General features: G+C 74.4%; 15 protein-coding genes. 8 read left to right on the forward strand and 7 right to left on the reverse strand.

The window, feature by feature from the left end; genetic code table 11:
* Nucleotides 1-309: 309 nt before the first annotated feature.
* A complete protein-coding gene (locus tag ACFV18_RS20125) occupies nt 310-1,125 on the reverse strand; it encodes a thiol:disulfide interchange protein DsbA/DsbL (protein WP_380485003.1) in 816 nt (271 codons plus the stop codon).
* 185 nt (nt 1,126-1,310) lie between these two features.
* Nucleotides 1,311-2,003, reverse strand: a complete 693-nt coding sequence (locus tag ACFV18_RS20130) for a DUF4232 domain-containing protein (protein WP_380485005.1) — start codon at nt 2,001-2,003, stop codon at nt 1,311-1,313.
* 595 nt (nt 2,004-2,598) lie between these two features.
* Here ACFV18_RS20130 and ACFV18_RS20135 point away from each other — a divergent pair.
* Nucleotides 2,599-3,066 (forward strand): hypothetical protein, encoded by a 468-nt coding sequence (locus ACFV18_RS20135; RefSeq protein ID WP_380485007.1) that lies wholly within the window; start codon nt 2,599-2,601, stop codon nt 3,064-3,066.
* Nucleotides 3,067-3,129: 63 nt separating this feature from the next.
* Here the strand turns inward: ACFV18_RS20135 and ACFV18_RS20140 are convergent, their stop codons facing one another.
* The 5 genes from ACFV18_RS20140 to ACFV18_RS20160 all read right to left on the reverse strand — a co-directional run bounded on the left by ACFV18_RS20140 (nt 3,130) and on the right by ACFV18_RS20160 (nt 6,453).
* Nucleotides 3,130-3,375, reverse strand: a complete 246-nt coding sequence (locus ACFV18_RS20140; protein WP_380485009.1) for a hypothetical protein — start codon at nt 3,373-3,375, stop codon at nt 3,130-3,132.
* Entirely contained in the window at nt 3,356-3,637 is a 282-nt protein-coding gene (locus tag ACFV18_RS20145; RefSeq protein WP_380485011.1) for a hypothetical protein, read from the reverse strand. The genes ACFV18_RS20140 and ACFV18_RS20145 overlap by 20 nt, the downstream gene beginning before the upstream one ends.
* A 76-nt stretch (nt 3,638-3,713) precedes the next feature.
* The gene (locus tag ACFV18_RS20150; RefSeq protein ID WP_380485013.1) at nt 3,714-4,787 is read right to left on the reverse strand and encodes a glycosyltransferase; all 1,074 of its coding nucleotides are present in this window, start codon (nt 4,785-4,787) and stop codon (nt 3,714-3,716) included.
* 522 nt (nt 4,788-5,309) lie between these two features.
* Nucleotides 5,310-5,783 (reverse strand): DIP1984 family protein, encoded by a 474-nt coding sequence (locus tag ACFV18_RS20155; RefSeq protein ID WP_380485015.1) that lies wholly within the window; start codon nt 5,781-5,783, stop codon nt 5,310-5,312.
* 79 nt (nt 5,784-5,862) lie between these two features.
* Nucleotides 5,863-6,453, reverse strand: coding sequence for a hypothetical protein (locus tag ACFV18_RS20160; protein ID WP_380485017.1), 591 nt, complete (start codon nt 6,451-6,453; stop codon nt 5,863-5,865).
* Between ACFV18_RS20160 and ACFV18_RS20165 the strand changes: the two genes are divergently transcribed.
* From ACFV18_RS20165 to ACFV18_RS20195, 7 genes are all read left to right on the forward strand, one after another.
* Complete coding sequence (locus ACFV18_RS20165) at nt 6,370-6,864, forward strand: TetR/AcrR family transcriptional regulator (protein ID WP_380485019.1); 495 nt, start codon at nt 6,370-6,372, stop codon at nt 6,862-6,864. The two genes, ACFV18_RS20160 and ACFV18_RS20165, sit on opposite strands and share 84 nt — an antisense overlap.
* Before the next feature lie 81 nt (nt 6,865-6,945).
* Nucleotides 6,946-8,079 (forward strand): glycosyltransferase family 4 protein, encoded by a 1,134-nt coding sequence (locus ACFV18_RS20170; protein WP_380485020.1) that lies wholly within the window; start codon nt 6,946-6,948, stop codon nt 8,077-8,079.
* 317 nt (nt 8,080-8,396) lie between these two features.
* Nucleotides 8,397-10,295: a P-loop NTPase gene (locus tag ACFV18_RS20175; protein ID WP_380485022.1), complete on the forward strand. Its 1,899-nt coding sequence runs from the start codon at nt 8,397-8,399 to the stop codon at nt 10,293-10,295.
* Nucleotides 10,292-11,380, forward strand: a complete 1,089-nt coding sequence (locus ACFV18_RS20180; RefSeq protein ID WP_380485024.1) for a glycosyltransferase — start codon at nt 10,292-10,294, stop codon at nt 11,378-11,380. Before ACFV18_RS20175 ends, ACFV18_RS20180 begins: the two co-directional genes overlap by 4 nt.
* A gap of 22 nt (nt 11,381-11,402) precedes the next feature.
* Entirely contained in the window at nt 11,403-12,437 is a 1,035-nt protein-coding gene (locus ACFV18_RS20185) for a GNAT family N-acetyltransferase (protein WP_380485026.1), read from the forward strand.
* Nucleotides 12,437-14,047 (forward strand): hypothetical protein, encoded by a 1,611-nt coding sequence (locus ACFV18_RS20190; protein WP_380485028.1) that lies wholly within the window; start codon nt 12,437-12,439, stop codon nt 14,045-14,047. Before ACFV18_RS20185 ends, ACFV18_RS20190 begins: the two co-directional genes overlap by 1 nt.
* A complete protein-coding gene (locus ACFV18_RS20195; protein WP_380485029.1) occupies nt 14,044-15,246 on the forward strand; it encodes a DegT/DnrJ/EryC1/StrS family aminotransferase in 1,203 nt (400 codons plus the stop codon). The genes ACFV18_RS20190 and ACFV18_RS20195 overlap by 4 nt, the downstream gene beginning before the upstream one ends.
* Nucleotides 15,247-15,285 lie beyond the last annotated feature (39 nt).

Raw genomic sequence — 15,285 nt, forward strand, 5'->3', positions numbered from 1 at the left:
CGGTCCGGGCGGCCCGGCGACCACCATGGCACAGAGTGTGCGGGCGGCGGGCGGGTTCCGTGAAGATTGCGCCAGCTCAGGCCGGTTGTCGGCGGATTGCCGGCGGATTGCCGACGGGCTGTCGCCGGTTTCGGGCCGAACTGCCCTGCTCTGTGGTGGAGTTTGCGCCGCTCGGCGGGTGGATCACCCTGCTCGGCGGCGGGTTCGCGCCTGTCGATGGGGGGCGTTCCCCTGCTCGGCGGCGGAGTTCGCGTCGATCGGTGAGTGGGATTCCCGGATTCCCCTGCCCGGCGGCGGAGTTCGCGTCGATCAGTGGGGGGCGTTCCCCTCCGCGACCAGTTGGTCGAGTGCGGCGGGCATGTTCTCGACGCCGCCGGCCCGGGTGGGCGAGGTGCGGCCGTTGCCGTCGACCACCACGGTGGGCAGTTCGTTGACCTGGTAGTCGGCGAACAGCTTGGGCGCCTGCTCCACGGCCCGGTCCACCTCGGCGGAGTGGTACGCGGCACGGAACTTGGCGGCGTCCATGCCGTGCGCGGCGGCCCAGTCGGTGGCGCGCCGCTCGGTGGTCAGATCGGCGCCCTCGTCGCGGACGGCGCGGAACACGGCGGCCTGCTGCCGGTCCACCTCGCCGAGCCGGTCCAGGGTGTAGAACAGCCGTGCGTGGGCTCGCTGTTCGGCCTCGTCCGGGCTGCCCACCCAGATCCCCGGGATGCGCCGCAGCTGCACGTCCGACCGGTGCCTGGCGGCCCAGTTGGTGAGCGGGGCTTCGAGGCGGGCGGAGTGCGAGCAGTTGTACCAGAAGAACTCGACGGCCTCGTGGGTCCGGGCGGCCTTCGGACCGTTGGCCTGCGGGCCGTTGGCCTGCGGGGCGGGGCCCTGCGGCGCGGTGGCCGGGGCCTGGGGTGCGGGCGCGTCCGGCCGGGCGGCGGGCTGCGTCCCGTTGTGGTGGGCCGGCCCGGGCTGCTGAATGGCGGCGAGATACTGATCGGGAGTCATGAACTGCTTCCCGGTCAGACCGTGCGGTGTGGCCGGAAGGGCGGACACGGCGTGGGCGGCGGCAGCCGGGGCGGCAACCAGGCCCCCGGCGACGGCGATCAGGACGGTGGTTCTCAACAGCGGCTTCACCAGGGCAGCGTGGCAGCCCGCCCCGGCACCGGCCAGGCGATCCGGCGCCGGTCGGCCGAATTCGCCGGAACGGAGCAGCGGCGCTCGAACTGGCGTCGGAGAGACGAACGTTGGGGCCTCTTCCGGTGGGCGGGCGGCGCCCCCGCACGCTCGCCCACCGGCCGGGCCGGCCTACCGGCCCCGGGTCACTTGCCGAGGTTGCGCAGCTGCGCCTTGGCGTCGGCCTCGGAGGCCTGCGGGACGCCGATCTGGACCTGGTCGGAGCCCTCTTCCTTCATCGGGCAGTACCGGGCGTCCTTGACCGGCATGGGGAGGGTGAGCAGGTTGTCGTTGCGCACCAGCACCAGCAGCGAGCCGGTGGTGCAGGAGGCGTTGGGCGCGACCGGCGGCGACGAGAGCCAGGTGACGGCCTGGTAGACCGGCACGTCGGGGTGCAGCACGGTGCCGTGGGCCTTGTCGGTGGCGAAGGTGCCGGAGCCGAGGACGCCGCTGGTGAGCTTCTGGAACTGCGCGGTGTGGTCGGTGCGCAGATCGGGCTTGCCGTAGACGACGCACTCGGTGCCGGAGGTGTTGGTGAGCTTGATGATGCCGGTGATCCGCGGGTCGGCGCTCTTGTCGAGGGTCAGTTCGGCCTTGACGTCGCTCTCCTTCTCGGAGCCGCCGCAGGCCGGGAGGTCGGCGGCGGGCTTGGCACCCGGGGCGGAGGACTTGCCGTCGGAGGCGCCGGCGGAGCCGGAAGCCGATGTCGAGGCGGCCGGGTTGCTCGCGGCAGAGCTGGTGGCGGGCGCCGGGTTGGCCGAGGTGTCGGGGTCACAGGCCGTCAGGGCGAGGACGGAGCAGGCCAGCAGAGCGACGACGGCGGGCTTGCGGAGATTCATCGGGGGCTCCTGTGGGGGCGAGATGTGTTCCGCCGGTGGGCGGGCATGCGTCACCACGCGTCCGGTGGGCGGACGGTTCCTCGGGTCTCCGTCCGATACGCCGCTGTTACAGACCCTTGACCGTCCGCGGAAACGAACTCCGCCAGGGCCGGTCCGGTTCGGGTACCAACGAACCGGCATGCGTGACACTCTTCACCTCGACGCGGTCCAACTCGACGCCCCAGCCGGCCGCGGAGGCTTCACCTCGCGCAGCAGGGCGAGCCGCAGTTCCTCGCCGCAGTGGTCAGTTCCTCGAAGGTGCGCTGCTCGGCCTCGGTGCACAGCACCACCAGCGCAAGGTGGCCCGCCCGGCCCGTGGCCGCCCGAAGCCCGCCATCTCCTGCATCATCACAACAACCGCTGCGTACTGCAGTGGCTGACCATCACCGGGCCGAGCGAGGAAGTGGAGATCCTCGCCGAGGAGTTCGGCGACCGCTGACCGCTTCCTTCCGATCGCCCCTCGTCGGCCGGGCGGGGCCTGTTGCGCCGCCTGGGACTCGCCTGTCGCCCGTCGGATGTTTCGTATACAGTCACCTGCCAAAGGGGGGTGGGCGGCGTGCTTCGCAAGTCGACGGTTGTCTGGCAGGCCACCGGGCTGGGCGCGGCGGTGGGGGTCGTGCCCTACCTGTTCGTCGGTGTGGGCGTCGCAAGGTACTTCGGGCTCGGGCTCGGGCTCGCGGCCGTTGCGTTCGGGCTGGTGACGGGGGCGTTGCCGGGGCTGGTGGCCGGGATCTCGCTGGCCGTGAGCCGAAAGGGTGAGCGCACCAGGCGGTGGTCCGTGCGGGCGTCCCTGGTGGCGGGGGCGGTGTTCTTCCTGGAGAACGAGCTCATGGTGGGCCTCACCCACGGCCCTGCGTTCTTCGTCCCGGTACTGTTCGGCACCCCCGTCGCCATGGCGGTCGCCGGGCCGGCGGCCGCGGCCATGGCGCGCAAGGCCGGCGAGTTCGCGTGGGTCGGCCCCGAGGAGTACCCGCTCTACTACCGGCTCGACCGGGCCAAGGCCCACCGCAGGGCCAACACGTAGGCCGGGCGGGCGCCGTGGACACCGTTCGGCGGCAGGCGAACCAGCGGGATCCGAATGAGCGACCTAGGCACCGGCGCGGTAGGCGTACGGGCGATCGGGGCAGGACGGGCAGCCGAACAGGTGCAGGCTGCCCATGTCGCCGAGCATCAAATCGGCGGCGCTCTGGATCAACCTTCGTTCCTCGTAGGGCAGTTCCCACACGGTTCCGGCGGCCGGGGTGTCCTCGACCGCGAGCCAGGTACGCCAGCTCTCGCCGTCGAACTCGGCGCTGCCGACGGACAGCAGATGGTCAAGGCAGTTCGGGCACATCGGTGGCGAGCAGCTGCACCACCGGCACCAGCGGAACAGGCCCCGCACCACGTGGCGGCGCGTACGCGGTGCGCGGGTGCTCGTCCGCGCAGTGCGGCCACGGCTCGGTGCGCGGCCACCGCACCGGGCCGCCCAGCGAACTCTCCCCCGGCCCGGGCTCCCCGCACCTGGGATGCAGCCGCACAGCGTCCCGCCGCAGCGCCGCCACCTCGGGGAACAACGCCTCGACGTCGAGCGGACGGGGCGGGCTGGTGCGAACCATCGAACCTGCTCCCTCCACCGGAATCGCGCGGGTCCGTAGCGTACTCGCGCCCGGTGACGTTGTCGGGCCCAGATCGTCAACGGGCGCGGGTGACCTGGCGCAGCAGGTGCTGCCAGCGGGTGGTGACGGTGGTGAGGTCGAAGTGGGTGAGGGCGTGCTCGCGGGCGGCCGTGGCGTACCGGGTGCGGTCGGTGGTGAGGAGGGTGCGGAGGGCGTCGGCGATGGCGGTGGGGTCGTCGGGAGGGGTGAGCAGGCCGGTGGTGCCGTCGCGGACGATGTCGGAGACCCAGCCGACGTCGGTGGCGACGGCGGGCAGGGCGGCGAGGGCGGCTTCGATCAGGACGCCCGGGACGCCCTCGGAGTCGCTGGTGAGCAGCAGCAGGTCGGCGGCCCGGTAGAGGGGGGCGGGGTCGGCGAGTGGGCCGAGCAGGTGGGTGCGGGGGCCGGCGGTGGCCGTGAGGCGTTCGCGGAGGGGGCCGGCGCCGGCCAGGGCGAGGTGGACGTCCTCCGGGAGCCGGGCATGGGCGGCGAGCGCGAGGTCGGGGCGTTTCTCGGGGCTGAGGGCACCGATCCAGGCGATCAGCGGACCGGCGGCGGGGAGTCCGAGGGCCGCGCGGGCGGCGGCCTTCTCGGCGGGGCCCGCGGGGGGCGGAAACCTGTCGGCTGGGCGGGCGTTGGGCAGCACGTGCAGCCGGTGGGCGGGCAGCCGGAAGCGGGTGCGCAGCAGGTCCACGCCTTGCGGGGAGATCGCGGCAACGGCGGCGGCCCGGTGAAGGAACGCGCCGACTCGCAGACGACGGGCGGGAGTTGACGTCCAGTGCCGGGGGTCGCCGATGTTGACGTAGACGAACGGGGTGCGGGTGGCGACCAGTCCGAGCGCACATGCCTGAAGGGTGGACGATCCGTGCGCGACCACCACGTCGACGTGGGCGGCGGCCCGCCGCAAGGCACCCAAGGTGGCCGGGTGGTGCCGCGACGACCCCAGTACGGCCACCGGGTCGGCCGGGTCGGCGTCCGGGTGCGGGTGGAGCGCCACCAGTTCGGACGCCTGGCCCCGACGCGACAGTTCGGCGTGCAGGTCACGGGCGAGGCGCTGGGCGCCCCGGGCGCGCGGATCGGTGATCACGTGCAGGACGCGCGGCTCAGCCATGCGCCCGACCCTACCGAGACGCCTCGGGGCGGCGGGCCCGGATCGGCCAAGTCCACTCCCCCGCGCACCAGTTGCCTCGCGAACCGAACGGCAGCGACCGGCGACGGGCGACCGGACCGACCGAACCCTCCCCGCCCACCGAACCGCTGGATCCGGATGCAGCTCAGCCATGCACCCGACCCCACCGAAAGGCATCTCCCCGGGGACCGATCGGCCAACGGCACTCCCCCGCAGGCCGGTTGGTCCACCACCGCGTCCGCGAGAAGGCGCGAGGGCCGTGCCCGCAGGCACGGCCCTCGCTCTGGGTGTGGGGCGCCCCGTTCCCGCCCTCGTCGGTGGATCTGCACGTGGTAGTGAGCTGTGCGGTGTGCCCTGTCACCTGTGCGCGGTGCTGAGCTGCACTGTCGGTGGGGAGTTGAACCCCTGCGTTGCTCTTCACGCACCAGGACCGGATAAACCGCCGGCCGCGGTGTGTGCACGCCTCCACGACTACCTGCTTCCCACACCCGACTTGTGGGGAGGTCAGTCCTCGATCAGGTCGATCTCCCAGTTGGTGCGCTGGATCAGGGTGTCCACCTCGCGGATCTCCTTGGCCAGCACGTCCGCCTGGGCGCGGAGTTCGGCGACCGGGAGGGCGGAGAGGATGCGGAGTTCGGACCGCAGCTGCCGGACGGCGCCGCGCTGGTCGCGGCCGGAGGCGGCGTCGGCGGCCGAGGTGATCACGGAGTGGCGCAGCCGCAGGACGTCCCGGCGGGCGAGGGCGTCGGTGAGGGTGCCGCCGCCTTCGATGATCGCGGTGGCGTTGGTGCGGTTGATCTGGCGGATCAGCCGTTCCAGTTCGTCCAGCACCTCCCCGGCCTGGGCCAGGATCTCCGCCGCGTTCTCGGCCGGGTCCTCGCCCTCCTGGTAGCGGGCGCTGCCGACGACGCGTGCCCGCAACTGCTCCACCTGCCGCGCCGCAGCCGCGCGCTGTGCGAGCGCTTCCGCCAGTTTCACCGTGCCATCACCTCAACGTACGAATGATCGTCCGGTAAGTATGCACACCAGCGCGACGGCGCGGTTCGCGGGGGCGGACTCACGCGGCCCGGCCGTCGGCCAGTTTCCGCAGCGCCGGCAGGTTGTCGCGGAGGAAATCGTCCACCGTGCGGGCGGGCCGGCCGAGCAACTCGGGTACGGCGGTGGTGACTTCGGCGAGTGAGCCGTTCGCGGCGCCGCGCAGCAGGTCGGCGAGGTCGTGGGCGAAGCCGATCGGTGCGCCCTGGCCGGCGAGGGCGGTGGCGAAGTCGTCGGGGGTGAGGGTGACGCGGCCGACGGGGTGGCCGAGTGCGGCGCCGACGCGGTCGGCGAGTTGGGCGTCGGTGAGGGCCTCGGGGCCGGTGAGTACGAAGGTCTCGCCGGGGCGCGCGGGGCCGGTGAGGAGGGTGTCCGCGCAGGCGGCGATGTCGTGGCAGTCGATGTGCGAGATCGCGCCGTCGCCGTATCGGCTGATCAGCCGTCCGTCGGGGGTGAAGGCCCCGCCCGCCGCCGACCTCGCGCCGACGCGCTGCGCAACCGGGAGCGGCTGCTCGCCGAGGCCGACGCGGTGTTCCGGCAGGAGGGCACCGGCGCGTCCCTGGAGGGCATCGCCCGCCGGGCGGGCGTCGCGATCGGCACGCTGTACGGGCACTTCCCGACCCGCGCCGCGCTGATCGCCGCCCTGCTGGAGGAGCGCAATCAGGTCTTGTTCGGGTACGGCGAGGAGTTGACCAAGGGCGCGGACCCGGCCCGGGCGCTGGCCGAGTGGGTCCGCGCGGTCGTCCGGCACGCCGCCGCCTACCAGGGGCTGGCCGACCAACTCTCGGTGGGAAGCGTCGAGTTGGGCGAGTCGTGCGCAGAGCTGACCGCGCTCTGCGACCGGTTCACCGACCGGGCCCGGGAGGCCGGTGCGCTGCGCGGCGACACCACCGGCGCCGACCTGTTCACCCTGATGAACGCCGCCGCCTGGAGCCGCGAGCACGACACCCCGGAGCAGGCCGACCGTCTGCTCGACCTCGCCCTGACCGGCATGCTCACCACCGTTCCGCCGACGGCCAGCTGACCGGTTTCGCGGACGCGGGCCCGGCCGGGCTGGGATGCTGAGCGGCGGTCAGGGGGTGGCCTGGGCGAGGGGGTTGCTGCGGTGCGCGTGGTGTACGTGATCGACAGTGTGAGCCGGGTGGGTGGCGCGGAGCAGGGCCTGGCGGCGATGGCCCCGCTGCTGGTGCGCGCGGGCGTGGAGTTGCAGGTGGCGTTCCTGAAGGAGTCGCCGGGCGGGTTCCAGGCCGAACTGCGGGCGGCGGGCGCCGAGCCGGTGCCGGTGCTGCGCGGCTCGCGCCCGGCCCGGCTGGCGGCGCTGCGCGGCGAGTTCCGCCGCCGCCGGCCGGACCTGGTGCACACCACGCTGTACGAGTCGGACGTGCTGGGCCGCCCGGCGGCGCTCGCGGCCCGGGTGCCGGTGGTCTCCAGCCTGGTGAACTCGGCGTACGGGCCGGAGCATCTGCGGGCGCGCGGCCTGAGCCCGTGGAAGGTGCGGGCCGCGCAGGGCGTGGACGCGCTGACCGCGCAGGGCGTGCGCCGCTTCCACGCGCTGACCGACCACGTCGCGGACGCGATGGCGGCCCGCCTGCTGGTGCCGCGCCGCCGGATCGACGTGGTGCCGCGCGGCCGCGACCCGCTGCTGCTCGGGTCGGTGACGCCGCAGCGGCGGGCCGCGGTGCGGACGGAGCTGGGGCTCGCCGAGGACGTCCCGGTGGTGCTGGCGGCGGCCCGGCAGCAGTATCAGAAGGGCCTGGACGTCCTGCTCTCCGCCTGGCCCGCGGTGCGCGCGGCCAGACCGGACGCGGTGCTGCTGCTGGCCGGCAGCCGGGGCGCCGAGACGGCCCGGCTGGAGGAGCTGGCGGCCCGGACCTCGGGGGTGCGGTTCCTGGGGCCGCGCGACGACGTGTTCGACCTGATGGCGGCGGCGGACGTGTGCGCGGTGCCCTCGCGCTGGGAGGGGCTGGGCAGCGCGGCGATGGAGGCGATGGGCGTCGGGGTGCCGCTGGTGTGCGCGGACGTCCCGGCGCTGCGCGAGACGGTCGGCTCGGAGGACTACGCGCTGCTGGTGCCGCCGCAGCGGCCCGCGGAGCTGGCCGCCGCGCTGCTGCGCACGCTGGACGGGCGCGGCGAGGCGCTGGTGCGGGCGAAGGCGGCCCGGGCGCGTTTCCTGACCAGGTTCACCCTCCAGCAGGTCTCCGCCCGGATGGTCGAGTTCTACGAACGCGCACTGACCTGACGCCGGACGGGCGGTTCGCGCCCCCACCACCGCTTTCCCGTTATCCGACGTTTCGTCACCTCCCGTGCGGGCGTCCGGAATCCGTCCACAGCTTGGCATCGGAATCGCCAAAGTGCTTGCGCCGCAGGTCCGGGGCGGGAAGCATCGGTTGACGGGGGCCGGTCTGGGGGGACCGTCCAGCTGTTCGAGGCCGTAGCCGTGGAGCACCGTGCGGAGTTCTTGCTCGGCGCCGCTTCCGGGGGGATTCGGGGCGCCGGCGCACACCGTCCGTGGGCGGGCGTGCGCGGGCGCCGGTACGAGGCGAGGGGAACCAACCGGTGGAACCGGCAAATCTGTTCACCGTCCTGCGGCGGTACTGGCGGCTGCTGGCCGGCTGTACGGCCGCCGCGCTGATCGTGGGATTCGTGCTGACGCCGGCCGGTGACACGGTGGACAACGGCAAGTGGCAGTGCAAGGTGGCGATCACTCCCGTCGCGGGCGCGGCGGACACCGTCCGGGCCGACCAGGTGCTCTCATACGCGCAGGGCTCGGCGGTGACCACGGCGGCCGCGCAGAAGCTGCACATCACGGACGTCGCGGGCCTCTCGGCGCGCCGTACGGTGACGGCCGCGTCCACGCAGATGCTGGTGTTCACCACCACCGGCCCGACCCAGCAGTCCTGCGCGGACCTGGCGGCGGCACTGTCGGAGGCCACCATCACCGGCTACAGCCAGGAGTCGAAGAAGAGCGCCGACGAGTCGATCAAGCGGCTGCGCGCCCAGGCCGACGCCCAGCAGCAGCAACTCGACGACCTGCAGAAGCAGTTCAGTCGGGCGAACGCGACCGATCAGGCCAAGCTTCAGCCGCAGCTGTCCACCGCGACGGCGGCGCTGACCAAGACCCTCGGCGCGATCGCCGACCTGCAGAACTACAGCCAGACCGACGCGATCCAGCAGTGGGGGTCGATCGACGCCAAGGAACTCGGCGGCAACCTGCTGACCTCGCCGACCCGCAGCGTCCGGCTCGCGCTGGCGGTGGTGCTGGGCCTGGCGCTCGGCGTGGTGGCCGCGCTGATGCTGTCCCGGATGGACACCCGGCTGCGCACCCGCGACGGCGTCGAGGAGGCGTTCAACCTGCCGGTGATCGGCGCGATCCCCCGGCTGTCGCGGCGCCTGCGCCGGCTGCGCGAGCCGCTGGTGACGGCCCGCCCGGAGGACCCGGCGACCGAGGCGTACCGTTCGCTGCGCTCCACCCTGCTGCTGACCGGCCCGCGCGCGCTGTCGGCGCAGCTCGGCCAGGGCGGCCTGGACCCGGACGACCGGCGGGCCCGGCAGGCCGCCGGACCGGCGCCGGTGGTGCTGGTGATGTCCGGGCGCTCCGGGGACGGCCGGACCACCACGGTGGCGAACCTGGCCGCGACGCTCGCCGAGACCGGCCGCCAAGTCCTGGTGCTGGACTGCGACTTCCGCCAGCCGGCACTGCGCGACCACTTCGGGGTGGGCGACGGACCCGGCATGGCGGAGCTGCTGTCGGGCGAGCAACTGCCGGACCCGGTGGACCTGATCCGCCGCACCAACGTGCCGGGCGTGGCGCTGATCACCGGCGGCAACACCACCGCGTACCCGGCGGCGCTGGTGCTGCGCGCGGGGGAGGTGCTGAAGCTGGCCCGCCGGCACGCCGACGTGGTGCTGATCGACTCCTCGCCGCTGCTGCACGCCAACGACGCCTACGACCTGGTGCAGCACGCGGACACGGTGCTGGTGACGGTGATGGCGGGCAACGTCCGCCCGGAGGAGGCGGACCGGGTCTCCGAGCTGCTGGCCCGCACCGGTGTGCCGGTGGCCGGCGTGGCGCTGCTGGGCGCGGAGGGCACCACGGGACGGCGCAAGCGCACCCTGCGGCCGGGCCGCCCCGCCACGAAGGGCGCCACCACCAAGGGTGCGCCCGCGAAGGGCACCACCACGAAGGGCACCACCGCGAAGGCCGCGCCCACCGGAAAGACCGCCCCGCCCGTCCCCGAGCAGCAGCGCCGCGCCGAGCCACCGCACCGGGCGGAGTCGCAGCGCCGCGCGGGCGAGCACCAGCGGCCGGCCGATCCGCGTCCGGGCGCGCCGGTGTACGGCGAGGGCCCGGACCGCCGGGACGGGGCGACGAGCTGGGGCCGCCGGCCGGCCGAACTGCCGCCGGAGGAGCCGGTGGAGACCACCCTGCAGCTGCGCCTGGGCGAGGAGCGGTGACGGGGCGGCCGGCCCGGGTGCTCTGGCTGGCCAAGGGCCTGGGCCGGGGCGGAGCGGAGCAGCTGCTGGTCAACTGCGCGCGCCACGCGGACCGTTCGCACTACGCGATCGAGGTGGCGTACGTGCTGCCGCACAAGGACGCGCTGGTGCCCGCGCTGGCGGCGGCCGGCGTTCCGGTGCACTGCCTGGGCGGGCCGCCGGGCCGCCGCTGGCCGCTGCGGCTGCGGGCGCTGCTCGCGGAGCGCCGCTACGACCTGGTGCACACCCACATGCCGGTGCCGGCCGTCGCGGCCCGGCTGCTGGGGGGCCGTCGGAAGCTCGTGCACACCGAGCACAACCTCTGGGAGCGCTACCGTCTGCCGACCCGCTGGGCCAACGCGCTCACGTACGGGCGCAACGACGCGGTGATCGCGGTCTCGCACGCGGTGGCGGCGGGCATCGGGCGCCGCCGCCCGGGCGAGGGATGGCTGACGGTGGTGCACCACGGCCCGGACCTGGGCGACGCGCCCTCGGGCCCGGCCGCCCGCCGCGCGGCCCGGGCCGAACTCGGGCTGCCCGAGGACGCGTTGGTGATCGGCACGGTCGGCAACCTGACGGCGAAGAAGGACCAGGCCTCGCTGCTGGCCGCGTTCGCGCTGCTGCGCCGCGAGCACCCGAACTCCCGCCTGGTGCTGGTCGGTTCGGGACCGCTGGAGCAGCGGCTGCGCCAACTCGCGGGCGAGGGAGTGATGTTCGCGGGCTCCCGGGGCGACGTGCCGAGGCTGCTGCCGGGCTGGGACGTGTTCTGCCTGAGCTCGCGCCAGGAGGGCCTGCCGGTGGCGCTGATGGAGGCGATGACCAGCGGCCTGCCGTCGGTGGTGACCAGGGTCGGCGGCATGCCGGAGGTGCTGGACGACGGCGTCGAGGGCCGCTCGGTGCCGCCCGGTGATCCGGCTCGACTGGCCCTGGCGCTGGGCGAGTTGGCGGCCGATCCGGGGCTGCGGGAGCGGATGGGCGCGGCCGCCCGGGAGCGGTCGAAGTCCTTCGACGTGGCGGGCGCGCAGCGGGCGATCGAGCGGGTCTACGCGCGGGTGCTGGCGCGCTGAGTCCGGAGGGGACGAGCACGAGGTGAGCGGTGAACTGACGTACCGCGGGCTGGAGTCGGCGGACGTGCCGATGGTCCTGGAGCTGCTGACGGCTTCGCTGGCGGGCGGCCCGACGGGGCGGCGCAGCGCCGAGTTCTTCGACTGGAAGCACCGGGCGAACCCGTTCGGGTCGAGTCCGGGGCTGGTGGCCCTCGCGCCGGACGGGCGCCTGGCGGGGGTGCGGTTGTTCCTGCGCTGGTCGTGGCGGGGCGCGCGGGGCCGCGAGGTGGCGGCGGTGCGGCCGGTGGACACCGCGACGCACCCGGACTTCCGGGGGCGCGGAGTCTTCCGCCGGCTGACCATGGAGCTGCTCCAACAGGTCTCCGGCGAGGCCGAGTTGGTGTTCAACACGCCGAACGGCAACAGCCTGCCGGGCTACCTGCGGATGGGCTGGCGGGAGGTGGGCCGGGTGCCGGTGGCGCTGCGGGTGGCCCGGCCGCTGTCGTTCGCCCGGGGCGCGCGGGCGGCGCTGGCCCGCCGCCCGGTCCCGTCGGGGCCGCCGCGCTGCGAACTGCCCACCGCCGCCGAGTGGTTCGCCTTCCCGGACCCGCGGCTGCCGGAGCTGCTGGCGGAGCGGGAACTGGCGGACGCCGCCGAGCCGCGGCTGCGCACGGTGCGCACCGCCGGGTACCTGGCCTGGCGGTACGGGGCCGCGCCGGGCCTGGACTACCGGGTGGTGACGGTGGAGCGCGGCGGCGAGCTGGTCGGGCTGGCGTTCGGCCGGCCGAGGCGGCGCGGCCCGCTGGCCGAGTTCACCCTCGCCGAGCTGATCGTCCGCCCCGGCGACCGGGCGGCGGCCGGGCGGCTGCTGCGGGAGGCGGCCGGCTCCGGCTGCGACCACGCGGCGACCCACCTGGCGCCGGGCACCGAGGCGGCCGAGGCGGGCCTGCGGGCGGGCTGCCTGACGGCGCCGCGCACCGGCATGGTGCTGGCCGCCCGCACCCCGACGGGGCCGCTGCCCGCCGAACGCACCCTCGCCGACTGGCGGTTCAGCCTCGGCGACCTGGAGGTCTTCTGATGGCCGCGCCGCGCACCGGCCCGCCGTCGGCCGCCCGCACCCCGGCCGCCCGCACCCCGGTCACCCGCCGCTCGGCCGCCCGCACCCCGACGGGGCCGCTGACCGCCCGCCCCCGGCTGCCGCGGCTGCTGCTCCGGCTGCGCGCGGCGGTGCGGCGCGGCCGGCTCACGGCCCTCGCCTGGGCGCTGGTGATGGGCTATGTGACGGTGTTCGTGCTGGCCATGGTGCACACCACCTACGACACCTGGGGTGCGCTGCTGGTCGCACCGGCGCTGATGGCGATCGGCACACCGATCCTGGCCCGGGTGGCGGCGAACAATCCCGAGCGGGGCGTGTTCAAGCTGCTGATCGTGGCGATGGGCGCCAAACTCGCCTGCGCGTTCCCGCGCTACCTGATGGCGTTCGTGCTGTACGGCGGCGCGGCGGACGCCAAGATGTACGACCAGAAGGGCTCCGAGCTCGCCCAGTACCTGACCACCACCGACCTGCTCGGCGGGCTGCACTACGACCTGGGCATGAAGGTCGCCGGCACCGGGTTCGTCATCATCGTCACCGGGGTGGTCTACGCGATCACCGGTCCGACCCTGGTCGGCGGGTTCCTGGTGTTCTCCTGGCTGGGCTTCTGGGGGCTGCTGTTCTTCTGGCGGGCGTTGCAGATCGCCTTCCCGGAGGCCGATTCGCGGCGCTACGCGAAGCTGGTGTTCTTCCTGCCCTCGCTGCTGTTCTGGCCGTCCAGCATCGGCAAGGACGCCTGGATGATGTTCTGCCTGGGCCTGACCACGTACGGCGTGGCCCGGCTGCTGGACCGCCGCTTCGGCGCGTTCGTGTGCATCGCGCTGGGCTCGCTGGGCACCGCGATGGTCCGCCCGCACGTCACGGTGCTGGCGGGCGCCGGGCTGTCCGTCGCGTACGTGCTGCGCAAGCGGCCGCAGCAGGTGTCCGCGCTGGGGCCGCTGCGCACGGTGCTGACGGTGGCGGTGCTGGGTGTCGGCGTGATGCTGATGCTGCAACAGGTGTCCACCTTCTTCGGCACCAACGGCACCGGCGGGGACGCCGTCAACCAGGTGCTGTCGGAGACCTCGCGGCGCACCTCGCAGGGCTCCTCGGTGATCAACGCCTCGACGGCGGAGGACCCGGCGCCCGCGTTCAGCCTGAACCCCGCGCGGCTGCCGATGTCGGTGATCAGCGTGCTGTTCCGGCCGTTCCCGTTCGAGGCGTCGAACGTGCAGAACCTGATCCAGTCGGTGGAGTGCTTCGCGCTGCTGGTGATGTTCGTCCGGGCCTGGCCTCAACTGGCCCGGATTCCCAAGCTGTTCGTCCAGCGGTCGTACGTCGCCTTCGCGGTGGTGTACACCCTGCTGTTCTGCTGGGCGTTCTCCACCATCAACAACATGGGCATCCTGTCCCGCGAGCGGGTGCAGGTGCTGCCGCTGGTCCTGGTGCTGCTGGCGATCCCCCGGCCGGCCGGCTCCGGCCCGGTGGCGCGCCGCCGGCGCCCGCCGGTGTGGCGTGTGCAGCCCGGCCAGTGGGGCGGCGGCCCGGGGCCCGAACCTCCGGTCGCCGTCGGCGCACCGGACCCGTACCGAACCCAGGGGGGATCGACCGCATGACCACCGACCAGCTGCGCCCCGCCGTCCTCGACGGCGCCCCGGCCTTTCCAGACGGCCTGCCGCTGACCCGCGTCCGGGTGCCCGACCGCGAACGGCTGCTCGGCCGGCTCGCCGAGGTGCTCGACTCGGGGATGCTCACCAACGGGCCCACCGTCCGCCAACTGGAGGAGCAGGTAGCCGAGTTGCTGGGCGTGCCGCACGTGGTGGCGGTGTCGAACTGCACGGCCGGCCTGATGCTGGTCCTGCAGGCCGCCGGGGTCGGCGGCCGCCGCCCGGTGCTGATGCCCGGCTTCACCTTCTCCGCCACCGCGCACGCCGCGCACTGGGCGGGCGGCACCCCGCTGTTCGCCGAGGCCCGCGAGCAGGACATCACCCTCGACCCGGCGGACGCCGAGGCCCGGCTGAAGGCCGCCGACGCGCCCGCCGCGCTGATGGCCACCCACGTGTACGGGACGCCCTGCCAGACCGAGGAGTTGCAGCGGATCGCCGACGCGGCCGGCCTCCCGCTGGTGTACGACGCCGCGCACGGCCTCGGCTCGGCCCGGCGCGGCGTGCCGGTCGGCAACTTCGGCCTGGCCGAGGTGTTCTCGATGAGCCCGACCAAGGTCGCGGTGGCCGGCGAGGGCGGCCTGGTCACCACCCGCGACGCGGCGCTCGCCGCCACCCTGCGCACCGCCCGCGACTACGGCAACCCCGGCGACTACGACACGCTGTTCCCCGGCCTGAACGCCCGGATGAGCGAACTGCACGCCGCCGTCGGCCTGACCTGGCTGGCCGGCCTGACCGCCCGGGTCGCCCACCGCGGCGCGCTGGTCGCCGAGTTCGCCCGCGCCACCGCCGGCCTGCCGGGCCTGCGCCTGGCCCTGCCGGAGGACGGCGACACCTCCACCTTCAAGGACCTCACGCTGATCCTCGACGCCGGCGCCTTCGGCCTGAGCAGCCGCCAACTGGCCGCCGCGCTCAAGGCCGAGGGCATCGACACCCGCCGCTACTTCCACCCGCCCGTCCACCGGCAGCGCGCCTACGCCCACCTCGGCCAGGCGGCGGAACTGCCGCGCACCGACCGGCTCGCCGACTCCGTGCTGACCGTCCCGCTGTGGTCGCACATGAACGCCGCCACCGTCCGCCGGGTCGCCGACGCGGTGGTGCGGGTGCAGTCCTTCGCACCGGAGGTCCGGGCCGCGCTGGGCGACGTGTGAGCGAGGCTCGCAAGCCGGTTCGCCGAATTGGTCGGATCA

Origin of the sequence: Kitasatospora sp. NPDC059673 (assembly GCF_042734215.1) — a bacterium.
In the GTDB taxonomy this organism is placed as follows: Bacteria; Actinomycetota; Actinomycetes; order Streptomycetales; family Streptomycetaceae; genus Kitasatospora.